This window comes from Actinomycetospora sp. TBRC 11914 (assembly GCF_012933465.1).
Lineage (GTDB): Bacteria > Actinomycetota > Actinomycetes > Mycobacteriales > Pseudonocardiaceae > Actinomycetospora.
Map to the genome: position 1 here is coordinate 1,066,336 of NZ_JABBND010000001.1, position 12,328 is coordinate 1,078,663.

Here is a 12,328-nt window from a genome sequence, read left to right on the forward strand (position 1 = left end):
CCACCGCCCCGGCCTCACCCGAGCAGTCGCGGCGCACCCCCCGCCCCCAGCTCCCCGCCGCCCTCGAGCGCGTCCGCCCGGTCCCGCGCCCAGCCGGTCAGCCGGGTCGCGTCCACCCCGTGCCGCGACGCCGTGCCCGCCCCGTCGCCGACGTTGTCCGCGCCCCGCCGGAGCAGCGACACCGCCCCCCGACGGTTCCCGCGCTGCTCGTGCGTGAGCCCGACGGCGAGCTGGGCGAGGCCCTGCCAGAAGGGGCGCTCGTCGTCGGGACCCGACTTCCACGCGCCCTCGAGGACCTCGTGGGCGTGGAAGGGCCAGCCGCCGTCGAGCAGCCGCTGGGCCTCGGCGAGCGCCTCGTCGGGCGGGAGCACGACGTCCTCGTCGACCCGCTCGACCCCCGCCTCCCCCGGCGCGAGGGGCCGCCCCGACGCGTCCCGCGGGCGGGCGTTGCGCGCCCGGCCCGCGGGGTCGCGGTCACGGGCTCGGTCGCGGTCAGGGCTGGCGCGTCGGGCTCCCGGTGCCGTCATGCTCCGAGCCTGACACGCGCGGCGCCGGCTCGTCGTCCGCCGCTCCACCGCCCCGGGTGGACACCAGGCTCGTGACCGTGACGACGGCGAGCGTGGCCACGATGACGGTCAGCGAGAGCCAGGTCGGCACCGCGGGGACCGCGGCCGACACGTCCTCGTGCAGGTAGAGCATGATCAGCTTGACGCCGATGAAGGCGAGGATGAACGCGAGCCCGTAGCTCAGGTGCACCAGCCGGTCGAGCAGCCCGACGAGCAGGAAGTACAGGGCGCGCAGACCGAGCAGCGCGAGCGCGTTCGCGGTGAACACGAGGTACGCGTTCTGCGTGATCCCGAAGATCGCGGGGATCGAGTCGAGCGCGAAGACCAGGTCCACCGAGAGGATCACCGCGACGGCGATGAACAGCGGCGTGACGCCGAACCGGCCGTCGACGCGGCGGGTCAGCCGGCCGTCGTGCGGGTCGCCGTCCGCAGTCTCCTCCTCATGGACGGGGACGAGTCGGCGGGTGAGCCGGACGGCGACGTTGTCGCTCATGTCCTTCGGCTCCGAGCCGTGCGAGCGGACGAGCCCGACGGCGGTCCAGAGCAGGAACAGCCCGAAGACCACGAAGACGAACGCGAACGCCGAGATGACCGCGGCGCCGACGACGATGAACACCGCGCGCATCACCAGGGCCCCGACGACGCCCCAGAGCAGCACCTTCTGCTGGTGGCGCTTCGGGACGGCGAACTGGCCGAGGATCACCGCGAAGATGAAGAGGTTGTCGACCGACAGGCTCTTCTCGACCAGCCAGCCCGAGAAGTACTCGATGCCGGACTGCGCCCCCATGAACCACCACACGCCCACGCCGAACGCCAGCGCGACGACGACGTAGATCACCGACCACAGCGTCGCCTCGCGGAAGCTCACCTCGTGCGGCGAGCGCGCGTGCCAGATGTCGACGGCGACCAGCACGGCGATCCCACCGATCGTCGCCGCCCACACCCAGAACGGGACCGTCACCCTGCCTCCTCGTGGCTCGTCTCCCCCTGATGACGAATGGGGAACTCTTGGGGTTCCCTTTACGTCATGAGGTCGCCCACGTCACCCGACGAGGGGGACTCGCCCGCCCCCGCGCGCCGCGCGCATACCCCGGACCCGGTGATCGGGAACCGTGCGCCGCGGCGGCGAGCGGGGGGAGGGGCGGGTGGCGATCCGGGTGGTGCGGCCGCTCGCGGGCGGGGTCGCCGCGCTGGCGGTCCTGCTGGCCGTCGCACCGAGTGCGCTCGCCGGCCCCACTCCCCCGCCGCCACCGCCCGCAGGGGCGGTCCTGGACCAGGTCCTCGCCGCGCGCGGCGGCGACGTGCCGGGCACCGAGTACCGCGAGTTCACGACGACGGTGGCCGCGGGCCGGGTACGCGGGCACGTGGTGCGGGTCGACCTGCGGAACCCGGGCCTCGCCGTGGTGCTGCTGCGCTCCCCCGTCGTCACCGCGACCGCGACGGTGCCCGACCTCGCCGGGCGGGTGGGCGCGATCGCCGGCGTGAACGGCGACTTCTTCGACGAGGGCGGCAGCGGCGCCCCGGTCGGGGCCGAGCTCTCCGGCGGCGTCCCGCTCACGTCCGCCGTCGTCCCCGGCCGCCGCCCGGCACCGCCCGGACCGCCGGGCTCCGACCCCGACACCGTGCTGGGGATCGACGCGTCCGGCGCCGCCCGCATCGACACCGTGCGGTTCGCGGGCACCGTCACCACCGCGGGCGCCCCGCTCGCGCTCTCCGGCCTCAACACCTACGCGGTCCCGGTCGGCGGCATCGCGGCCTTCACGCCGGGATGGGGTGCGGCGCCGCGCACCCGCACCGTCTGCGGGTCGGACACCGACCCCCACGCGCCCTGCAGTCCCGACACCGTCGAGGTCGTCGTCCGAGACGGCCGGGTGGCGGCGTCGGGGCCCGTCGGGACGGCGGCGGTGCCCACCGGGGCCGTCGCGCTGGTCGGGCGCGACCGGGGTGCGGACGCGCTGCGCGGGCTGCGGGTCGGGGACCGGGCGGTGCCGCACTGGGAGCTGCGCGCGAGCGGTACCCCGGCGCTGCGGACGGCGCTGGGCGTGCTCCCGCTCGCCCGTGGCGGGGCACCGTGGCCCGGCCTGCAGGACACCGAGCGGGCGCCGCGCACCGCGGTGGGCCTGTCCGCCGACGGCCGCACGCTCGCCCTCGTCGCGGTCGACGGCCGCCAGCAGGCGAGCGTGGGGCTGACCCTCGCCCAGCTCGGCCGCCTCGTCGTCGAGCTGGGCTGGCCGCAGGCCGTGGCGCTCGACGGCGGCGGGTCGACCCAGATGGTCCGCCGGCCCGCCGGAGGCACGCTCGGCGTGGTCAACACCCCGTCCGACATGCCCCTGCGCCGGGTCCGCGACGGCGTCGGGGTGGTCCCCGCGCGGTGACTCCGGCCACGGACGGAATTCGCGGCCCGGTGGAACACCGACCCGGGGATCGTGGTTGTATCGGGTGTCCGGGCCGGGCGCCATGTGCCCCCGGGTCTCAATGATAAGAGCCGCCAGGGACGATCGTTCGGCTGAAGCCCTGGTGTGCCACGCGCCGCGAGGCGGCTCATCGCCCGGTTCGGACACCCTGCGCACGACGACGGGCCCCTCACCTTCCCGCAGGTGAGGGGCCCGTCGTCGTCGTGCGGGGTGGGTCAGCCGCCGCCGACCTGCTTCTGGACCTGCTGCTGGGCCTGCTGCGCGCAGATCTGCTGGGCCTGGGCGGCGGGCGTTCCCTGCGCCACCTGCTGGCGGACACACTGCTGGACCTGCTGCACGGTCTGGCCCAGACCGCCGGGGACGACCACGAGGAACACCGCCGAGACGATCGTGATGACGACGGCGGCGAGCAGCGCGACGATCCCGACGACCAACCCGCCGATGGCGACCCCACGACGGGACGCCCCCTGGCGGGACGCGCGCCGCATCCCGGCGATCGCGAGCACGATCGCGATCACGGCGAGCACGATCGGGACGAGACCGAACCCGATGACCCCGCCACCGCCGATGAAGACCCCGAGGGTGGACAACCAGCACAGGAGCAGGGCGAGGATCGCGAGCACCAGCGACCAGGTGGCCGCGCCGTTCTTCGGCGGCGGCGGCATCACCTGGGCGTCACTGTTCCACTGCCCGGCGGGATCGGTGGTCACGTCGTGGTCCTTCCTCGTGCGGCGCACCGGGGGCGGCCGGACCGGTGCCGTGCCCACCCTGTACCCGGACGACCCCCGTTCACACGGGTCGTACCCGATCAGACCTGGTGCTCCCCGGCATCCGCGTGAGCGTGCGCGTCCGCTTCGCGCTGCCGGCGCTCCTCGTCGCCGGTGGCGATCGGGGCGCCGATCCAGGACTCCGGGATCCCGAACGCGTCGACGAGCGCGCGGGCGTGGGGCCGCAGGGACAGGCAGAGCCGGTTCACCTCGGCGGTCACGGCCTTGGACCGTGCGGCGGAGAGGCGGCCGTGCTCGAGGAACCAGCCCTTGTCGGCCTCGATCACCGAGAGCGCGTACAGGTCGCACACCTGGCGCATCAGCTGCCGGGCCGCCGGGTCCTGCTGGGCCTCGCAGGCCCGGTTGAACGCGTCGAGGACGAGCCCGTCGAGGTGGCTGCGCGCGGCCTTCAGCAGGTGGTCCTGGGCCCGGTTGAAGATCTCGAACGCCCGGGCGGCGGACACCCCCTTGCCGCGGGCCGGCCGCAGCCGGCGGACGAGGGAGTCGAGCGTGTGCTCCTCGCGGTCGTCGAGCAGCTTGATCTGGGCGGAGGCGTCGAGGAGCTGGTCGTCGTCGCCCGCCGTCGCACCGCGCAGGCGCTCGGCGAGGGAGTGCAGCGAGGTGCGCTCCGCGACGGTGTCGAGGACCTGGTCGGCGACGAAGCGGATCGTGCCGAGCGTGTCGAGGTTGCCGAAGTCGTCGGCGTAGTCCGAGATGAGGCCCTTGGCCACCAGCTGGAGCAGGACGGTGTTGTCGCCCTCGAACGTCGTGAACACGTCGGTGTCGGTGCGCAGCGTCCCGAGGCGGTTCTCGGAGAGGAAGCCCTGCCCGCCGCAGGCCTCGCGGCAGACCTGGATGACCTCGGTGGCATTCCAGGTCGACAGGGCCTTGATGCCCGCGGCCCGTGACTCCAGCTCCCGCTGCCGCTTCTCGTCGACGTCGCCGCCCGCCTCCCGGGTGGTCTGGACGTCGTGGAGCATCTCCACGAGCTCGTCCTGGGCGAGGCGCAGCGCGTAGGTCCGGGCGAGCAGCGGCAGCAGCTTCCGCTGGTGGGCGAGGTAGTCGAGGATCGTGATCTCGCCGTCCCCGCCCGGCGCCGCGAACTGTCGCCGGGCCTCGGCGTAGCGGATCGCGATCGTCAGCGCGAGCTGCGCCGCGCCGACCGCCGAGCCCGAGACGCTGACCCGGCCGCGCACGAGCGCGCCGAGCATCGTGAAGAAGCGGCGGTTCTCGCTCTCGATCGAGCTCGAGTAGGTGCCGTCGGCGGCGACGCTGCCGTAGCGGTCGAGGAGGTTCTCGCGCGGCACGCGCACCCCGTGGAAGGCCAGTCGCCCGTTGTCGACGCCGTTGAGGCCCTCCTTGTGCCCGTCGTCGGTGATCTCGACGCCGGGCAGGACGGTGCCGTCCTCGTCGCGCAGCGGCACGAGCACCGCGTGCACCCCGTGGCGCTCCGGCTGCTCGCCCTCGGGCGCGGTGTAGAGCTGCACGAACACCACGGCCATCCGGCCGTCCCGCGCGGCGTTGCCGATGTAGTCCTTGCGCGCCGACTCGGTCGGGGTGTCGATGACGAACTCGCCCGTGCGCGGGTCGTAGGTCGCGGCGGTGTGCACCGACTGGACGTCCGAGCCGTGGCCGGTCTCGGTCATGCCGAAGCAGCCCGGCAGGCTCAGGTCCATGACGCCGGGGAGGTAGCGGGCGTGCTGCTCGGCGTTGCCCAGCGCCTGGATCGCGCCGCCGAAGAGGCCCCACTGCACGCCGCTCTTGACCTGCAGGGACAGGTCGGCGAACGCGAGCATCTCGAACGAGGCGACGGAGCCCCCGATGTCGCCGTGGCCGCCGACCGAGGTGGGGAAGCCGTGCAGCGCGTGCCCGTCCGCCGCGAGCTGGGCGAGCATCTCCCACACGCGGTCGCGGTAGGTCTCGGTGTCGGTGCCCGGCGGGACGCGGAGCTGCGCGAAGTCGTCGCGCGCCCGGATCTCGTCGCGCAGGCTCGCCCACCGGCCGTCCAGCGACCGGCGCACGGCGACGACAGTCGCGGGGGTGACCGACCCGGGGTCGAGGGGGGTACTGGCGGTCACGGTGTCCTCCCGGTGTGGAAGGGGCGGCGGCGGCGGCCGGCCGCCCTCGCCCTCAGGTTACCCGTGAGTAGCTTCGCTACGTCGCTGGTCACCGCCCCGTTGAGGTGGTCACGGTCACGTGCCCGTCGGGCGTCAGGCCGACGCGGCCGCCTCGTTCACGGTGCGCAGGAGCCCGAACCAGGCGAGGTCGGCGATCTCGGACGCGATCGTCTCCCGGGGCACATCGGGACGGACGGTCAGCCAGTGGTCGCCGACCGAGCGCACCATGCCGACCAGCGCGTGCCCCCACGTCGTCGCGGGGGTCGCGTCGCGGTTCTGGCGGTGCAGCTCGGTGGAGATGATCTCGCCGACGAAGTCGCCGATGAACGACGTGAGGTCGCCGACGAAGTCGTTCGGGCCACCCGCCGACGACGACCGCTCCGAGGTGGGCGGGCGCATGACGTAGCGGTAGATGTCCGGGTCGGCCTCGATGAGGGTGAGGTACGCGTCGACGCCCGAGAGCAGCGTCCGCTCCGGCGGGCCGGCCTCGCGCATCGCCTGCTGCACCTTGCCGACGATGACGGCGCCGACGCGCTCGCAGACCGCCTGGTAGAGGTCGAACTTGTCGGCGAAGTGCCGGTACACGACGGTCTTCGAGGTGCGCGCCTGCGCCGCGACCTGGCTCATGCCCACGTCCGCGCCGTGGGCGCGGATCGCGACGATGGTGGCGAGGGTCAGCTCCTGGCGGCGGGCCTTGCGGTGCTCGTCCCAGCGGCTGGAACGTTTGTCCCGGCGAGGGGGCGGGGCACTGTCCCGGCCAGCTGTCCCTGCGCCGTCGTCCGGCGGGTCGGCGGACGCGGCGTCGCCCGACGAGGAGCCCGGCCGGCCACGGCGGGATGCGTCGCGGCCGTTCCGCCCCTCGTCCTCGTGACGTTGCGAACGACGACTCACGGCACCCACGGTACCTGCTACTTTCGAGTAACACAGTTTCGCGTACGACACAGCCAGCACCCCTGGAGGACCCAGTGGCCAGCCCCCGTCGCGCGGCGGTCGTCGGTGCCAACCGCATCCCGTTCGCCCGCTCCAACGGCGCGTACGCGCGCGCCTCGAACTCCGACATGCTCACCGCGGCGCTCGACGGACTCGTCGCCCGCTTCGGGCTCGCCGACGAACGGGTCGGCGAGGTGGTCGCCGGCGCCGTGCTCAAGCACAGCCGCGACTTCAACCTCACCCGCGAGGCGGTGCTCGCGAGCCGGCTCTCGCCCTGGACGCCCACCTACGACGTCCAGCAGGCCTGCGGCACCGGACTCGAGGCCGCCGTCCTGATCGCCAACAAGATCGCGCTCGGCCAGGTCGAGTCCGGGATCGCCGGCGGCGTCGACACCACCAGCGACGCGCCGATCGCGGTCAACGAGGACCTCCGCGAGGTCCTGCTCGCCGCGAACCGCGCGAAGTCCACGGCCGGCGTCGTCAAGGCCCTCGCCGGGCTGCGCCCGGGCCAGATCGTCCCCGAGATCCCGGCCAACCGGGAGCCCGGCACCGGGATGAGCATGGGCGAGCACACGGCGATCACGGCCGCGCACTGGGCGATCTCGCGCACCGCGCAGGACGAGCTCACCGCGCTCTCGCACCAGAACCTGGCCAAGGCCTACGACGCCGGGTTCTTCGACGACCTCATGACGCCCTACCTCGGGCTCACCAAGGACAACAACCTGCGGGCCGACTCGTCCGTCGAGAAGCTCGGCAAGCTCAAGCCGGTCTTCTTCCCCGCCGGGGCCGACAAGGCCGAGGCGACGATGACCGCGGGCAACTCGACGCCGCTCACCGACGGCGCCGCCACCGTGCTGCTCGCCAGCGACGAGTGGGCCGCCGAGCGCGGCCTGCCGGTGCTCGCGCACGTCGTCGACGCCGAGACCGCCGCGGTGGACTACGTGCACGGCGACGAGGGCCTGCTCATGGCCCCGGCCTACGCCGTGCCGCGGATGCTCGAGCGCAACGGCCTCACGCTGCAGGACTTCGACTTCTACGAGATCCACGAGGCGTTCGCCTCCACGGTCCTCGCGACGCTCGCCGCGTGGGAGAGCCCGCAGTTCTGCAAGGAGCGCCTGGGGCTCGACGCGCCGCTCGGCTCGATCGACCGCGGCAAGCTCAACGTCCACGGTTCGTCGCTCGCGGCCGGCCACCCGTTCGCCGCGACCGGCGCCCGGATCGTCCCGACCCTCGCGAAGATCCTCCACGAGAACGGTGGGGGTCGCGGGCTCATCTCCATCTGCGCGGCCGGCGGCCAGGGCGTCGTCGCCATCCTCGAGGCCTGACAGGAGCTCCTACGATGTCCCACGACTGGTACTCCGACTTCGTCAACTCCGGCATCGGCAAGACGATCGCCGGCAACCTGGGCCTCCCGCCCGTCCCGGTGCTGCGGCGCTGGGAGCCCGGCCAGCCGCTGCTGTCCGGGGCCGCCCTGCTCGGGACCGCGACCGCGAACGGCCGCGTGGCCAAGGTGGTGCGGGCCGTGCTGTCCGACGCGGGCGTGGAGGTCCACGAGGACCCGCAGGCCCCGATCGGCGGCGGGTCGTCGACGTCGAAGGTCGCCGCGGCGGTCGTCGACGCCACCGGCCTCTCGAGCCCGTCGGACCTGGCCGCGATCCAGGGGTTCCTCACCCCGGTGATGCGCCGGGTCGGGAGCTCGGGCCGCATCCTCGTGATCGGCGACGTCCCGGCCGAGGCCGACCGCCCCGCGGTCCGCGCCGCCCGCCGCGCGCTCGAGGGCCTCGTGCGCTCGGCGGCGAAGGAGGCCCGCTACGGCGCGACGGTCAACCTGGTCCACGTCGCCGACGGCGCCGAGAACGACCTCGAGTCGACGCTGCGGTTCTTCCTCTCGTCGCGCTCGGCCTTCGTCGACGGCCAGCGGCTCGACGTGGGGACGGTGCCGGGCTACGCGGGCTCGTCCGCCGGTACCGACTGGGACCGGCCGATCGCCGGGAAGGTCGCCGTCGTCACCGGCGCGGCCCGCGGCATCGGCCGCACGGTCGCGACGACCCTGGCGCGCGACGGCGCCACCGTGGTCTGCGTCGACGTCCCGTCCGCGGGCGACGCCCTGGCGCGCACGGCCAACGACGTCGGCGGCACCGCGCTGCAGCTCGACATCACCGGCGAGGGCGCGGGCGAGGCGATCCTGTCGCACGCGCAGCGCCACGGCGGCATCGACATCGTCGTGCACAACGCCGGCATCACCCGCGACAAGCTGCTGGCCAACCAGGACACCGACCGCTGGAACTCGGTGATCGACGTCAACCTGAACTCCCAGCTGGCGATCAACGACATCCTCATCGGCTCCCCCGACGACACCGGCTTCCACCGCGGCGGCCGCATCGTCACCGTGTCGTCGATGGCCGGGATCGCCGGCAACCGCGGGCAGACGTCCTACGCCGCCTCGAAGGCCGGCGTCATCGGGCTCGTCGACGCCACGGCCCCGCTGCTCGCCCCCAAGGACGCGACGATCAACGCCGTCGCGCCCGGGTTCATCGAGACGGCGATGACGGCGGCGATGCCGGTCGGGACCCGCGAGGCCGGGCGCCGGCTCTCGTCGCTGACCCAGGGCGGGCTGCCGGTCGACGTCGCCGAGACGATCGCCTACTTCGCGCAGGGTGCGTCGTACGCGGTCAACGGCCAGGTGCTGCGCGTCGACGGCCAGAACCTGCTGGGGGCCTGAGGCATGGCGACCGAGACGCTGGACGCACCCCCCACGCTGGGAGCGCTCTACGGGCGGGCGCTGCTCACCGCGCGCTCGGGCGGCGACACGCTCCCCGACCGGACGCTCGAGCTCGCCGGGACCACCATCGACGCGGACGCGGTGGCGGACTACGCCCACGTGTGCGGGTTCCGGGTCGGCGGCGACGTGCCGCTGACCTACCCGCACATGCTGGCGTTCCCGCTGCAGATGCGGCTGATGACCGACCGGGAGTTCCCGCTGCCGGCGCCGGGCATGGTGCACCTGCGCAACGTCATCAGCCAGCGCCGCGCCCTCGAGGTCGGCGAGCCGCTGACGCTGCGGGTCCACGCCGAGCGGCTGGTCTCGCACCCCAAGGGCGCGCAGGTCGACCTCGTCGCGAACGTCAGCACCCCCGACGGCGAGGACACCTGGCACTCGCGGTCGACGTACTTCGTGCGCGGGGCACAGGCCGACGACGCCGCCGAGCCGGCCCCGCCCGAGCCCGCCCCCGTCGTCGGGGACCGGCCGCACGCGGTGTGGAAGGTGCCGGGCGACATCGGCCGGCGCTACGCGGCGGTGTCGGGCGACGTCAACCCGATCCACATCAACTCCCTCGCCGCGAAGGCGTTCGGGATGCCGGGCACGATCGCGCACGGCATGTGGTCGAAGGCGCGGGTGCTCGCCGCGCTGTCCGGGCGCTACGGCCCGGCCTCGACGGTCGACGCCGTGTTCCGGGCGCCGCTGCGGACGCCGTCGACGGCGCTGCTCTACACGGCCGCGGCGAAGGACGGGTGGGACGCCGCGCTGCGCTCCAGCAAGGGCAAGGACCACCTGCTGCTGACGATCCGGCCGTCGTCGTAGGGCTGCTCTGAGCGAGGGGCCCCTTCGGTCGATCTTCTCGACGAAAGGGGCCCTTCGCTCGTTCCGGGGGCGGCGCGGTCCGACATTCCTCGCCGAGTGGGCCGTGGTGGTCGCGGTCGCCGCCGTGGGAGTCCACTCGGTGCTCCGTGCCCCTGGTGACCCGTCACTCACACCGCGCTCCGCGTCGGGGCGGGACCTTCGAGCACACCGCGGGACGAACCGGGCCGGGCCGCGGCTCACCAGATGGGGGCTTCACCGTTACGCCGCAGGTCATGTGCACGATGACCTGTCGTGGCCCCTCATCCCTCGTCCGCCCTGGCGGCCCCGGACACCGGACCGACCGGCCGGGTCGACGTGCCCGACGACGACCGTGCGGCCGAGGAGCAGGCGACGTGGGAGGGCCTCGACGGGCCCACGGTGACCACGTCCGCCGTCGGGACGCCGCAGGACGAGGACGACGAGCACGCCGAGCCCGACGACGGCACGACGGACACCGACGAGGCGGACCCCGCCCCCGAGCCCGACGACGAGGCCGACGACGACGCCCACACGGAGTCCGTCCCGGCCACCGGGCCCGAGGACGACGAGGCGGACGACCACGCCGACCCGGTCGGCGCGAGCACCGTGCCGGTGGCACCCGTCGAGCCGCCCGAGGGCGGCGATCCGGCGGAGGCAGACACCACGACCTTCCCGGCCGCTGGGCGGCGGCGCCGGTTCCGGGTTCTCCCCCGGTCCCGGTGGCTCCGCCGCTCGCTCGCCGCGCTGGCCGCCGTCGTGCTGGTGCTCGCCGCCGTCGCCACGCCCTCGCTGGTCCACGCGCTGACCCGGCGGGGCTCGGACACGGTCCCGGCCCGGCTGGCCGAGTGGGGCCGCGACCACGGGCTCGGACCGCTCGTGACCTGGGCCGAGGCCCGCCAGTACGACCTGGACCAGCCGGCCACCGGGGGCACACCCGCCGGGGGCATCCCGCACGCCACCGGCGCGGTGGTCGACCACCCCGGCGGCAGCCCCGCCCCGCCGCCCCTGCCGGCGCCAGCCGGCCTCGCACCGCTGCCCGGCGAGGGCCAGTGGCAGACCGTGGTGGCCACCCCCCACGGCGACGCGGTCCGCCTGACGACGGTCCGCCCCGACGCGGCGCACACCTCGTTCCTGGTCGGCGTGCTGTGGCTGAACCCGACGCTGGTGCGCGGTGTGCTGCACCCCGGCACGGAGGACCCGGGCGGCGACTTCCCGGTGCCGCCCTCGGTCGACAGCACCGAGCAGCGCACCGTCGTCAGTGCCTTCTCCGCGGGCTTCCGCCTTCAGGGCGACAGCCACGGCGGCTGGTACCTCGACGGCAAGGAGGCCCGGCCGCTCGTGCCGGGCGCCGCGAGCCTGGTCATCCACCGCGACGGCAACGCCGACGTCGGCGCCTGGGGCAGCGAGGTGCGGATGACCCCTGACGTGGTCGCGGTCCGGCAGAACCTGGTCCCGCTCGTCGACCACGGTGTCGTCAACCCGACGTGCGCGACCGGCGGGACCGCGGAGTGGGGCTCGACCGTCGGGCAGGCCGCCTACATCAACCGCTCCGCGTTCGGGGTCACCGCGACCGGCGCGGAGATCTACGTCGGCGGCCCGGCGCTGTCGGTGTGCACCCTCGGCGAGATCCTGCGGTCCGCGGGCGCGGTGCGCGGGATGGAACTGGACATCAACCCGGCCTGGGTGTCGGGCGCGTACTTCCACCCGACCGGGCAGCCGCGCCCGGACGCGTTCCAGCTCTTCCCCGACGAGCAGGTCGGCGCCCAGCACTACCTGCAGACCTCGAGCCGGGACTTCGTCTCGTTCGACCTGCGCTCGCTCGCCGACGCGACCGGGGCCGGGACCGTCGCGCCGTCGTCGCAGCACCACGGGACGCGGCACGGCGGGTCGAACCCCTCGGGCGACAAGCACCACCCCTGACGCGTGACCACGC

General features: G+C 74.4%; 10 protein-coding genes. 5 read left to right on the top strand and 5 right to left on the bottom strand.

All coding sequences use genetic code 11. The annotated features are described in order from the left end of the window. Nucleotides 1-14: 14 nt before the first annotated feature. Together HH311_RS05070 and HH311_RS05075 are read right to left on the bottom strand one after the other, a co-directional pair. The gene (locus HH311_RS05070; RefSeq protein ID WP_169182397.1) at nt 15-527 is read right to left on the bottom strand and encodes a DUF309 domain-containing protein; all 513 of its coding nucleotides are present in this window, start codon (nt 525-527) and stop codon (nt 15-17) included. Further along, on the bottom strand, nt 493-1,527 hold the full coding sequence (locus HH311_RS05075) for a TerC/Alx family metal homeostasis membrane protein (protein ID WP_169182398.1): 1,035 nt from the start codon (nt 1,525-1,527) through the stop codon (nt 493-495). The genes HH311_RS05070 and HH311_RS05075 overlap by 35 nt, the downstream gene beginning before the upstream one ends. A gap of 184 nt (nt 1,528-1,711) precedes the next feature. On the opposite strand from HH311_RS05075, the gene HH311_RS33110 reads away from it, so the two are divergent. Continuing rightward, nucleotides 1,712-2,941: a phosphodiester glycosidase family protein gene (locus tag HH311_RS33110; protein ID WP_169182399.1), complete on the top strand. Its 1,230-nt coding sequence runs from the start codon at nt 1,712-1,714 to the stop codon at nt 2,939-2,941. Nucleotides 2,942-3,195: 254 nt separating this feature from the next. Here HH311_RS33110 and HH311_RS05085 read toward each other — a convergent pair whose 3' ends face one another. The 3 genes from HH311_RS05085 to HH311_RS05095 form a co-directional block, all read right to left on the bottom strand. Then, complete coding sequence (locus HH311_RS05085; protein ID WP_169182400.1) at nt 3,196-3,690, bottom strand: hypothetical protein; 495 nt, start codon at nt 3,688-3,690, stop codon at nt 3,196-3,198. Between the two features lie 98 nt (nt 3,691-3,788). Next, nucleotides 3,789-5,825, bottom strand: a complete 2,037-nt coding sequence (locus tag HH311_RS05090; protein ID WP_169182401.1) for an acyl-CoA dehydrogenase — start codon at nt 5,823-5,825, stop codon at nt 3,789-3,791. Between the two features lie 132 nt (nt 5,826-5,957). After that, complete coding sequence (locus tag HH311_RS05095) at nt 5,958-6,755, bottom strand: TetR/AcrR family transcriptional regulator (RefSeq protein ID WP_169182402.1); 798 nt, start codon at nt 6,753-6,755, stop codon at nt 5,958-5,960. A gap of 74 nt (nt 6,756-6,829) precedes the next feature. Between HH311_RS05095 and HH311_RS05100 the strand changes: the two genes are divergently transcribed. The 4 genes from HH311_RS05100 to HH311_RS05115 all read left to right on the top strand — a co-directional run bounded on the left by HH311_RS05100 (nt 6,830) and on the right by HH311_RS05115 (nt 12,315). Beyond that, a complete protein-coding gene (locus HH311_RS05100) occupies nt 6,830-8,119 on the top strand; it encodes an acetyl-CoA C-acetyltransferase (RefSeq protein ID WP_169182403.1) in 1,290 nt (429 codons plus the stop codon). 14 nt (nt 8,120-8,133) lie between these two features. Further along, nucleotides 8,134-9,516: a 3-oxoacyl-ACP reductase gene (locus HH311_RS05105; RefSeq protein WP_169182404.1), complete on the top strand. Its 1,383-nt coding sequence runs from the start codon at nt 8,134-8,136 to the stop codon at nt 9,514-9,516. 3 nt (nt 9,517-9,519) lie between these two features. Next, nucleotides 9,520-10,377 (top strand): MaoC/PaaZ C-terminal domain-containing protein, encoded by an 858-nt coding sequence (locus tag HH311_RS05110; protein ID WP_169182405.1) that lies wholly within the window; start codon nt 9,520-9,522, stop codon nt 10,375-10,377. Between the two features lie 291 nt (nt 10,378-10,668). Further along, nucleotides 10,669-12,315 carry a hypothetical protein gene (locus tag HH311_RS05115; RefSeq protein WP_169182406.1) on the top strand — a complete coding sequence of 549 codons (1,647 nt, stop codon included), beginning with the start codon at nt 10,669-10,671 and terminating at the stop codon, nt 12,313-12,315. Nucleotides 12,316-12,328 lie beyond the last annotated feature (13 nt).

Bases quoted from the DNA above. Each gene is read 5' to 3' on its own strand.
- HH311_RS05070 (WP_169182397.1), bottom strand. From the start codon at position 527: ATGACGGCACCGGGAGCCCGACGCGCCAGCCCTGACCGCGACCGAGCC.
- HH311_RS05105 (WP_169182404.1), top strand. From the start codon at position 8,134: ATGTCCCACGACTGGTACTCCGACTTCGTCAACTCCGGCATCGGCAAG.
- HH311_RS05110 (WP_169182405.1), top strand. From the start codon at position 9,520: ATGGCGACCGAGACGCTGGACGCACCCCCCACGCTGGGAGCGCTCTAC.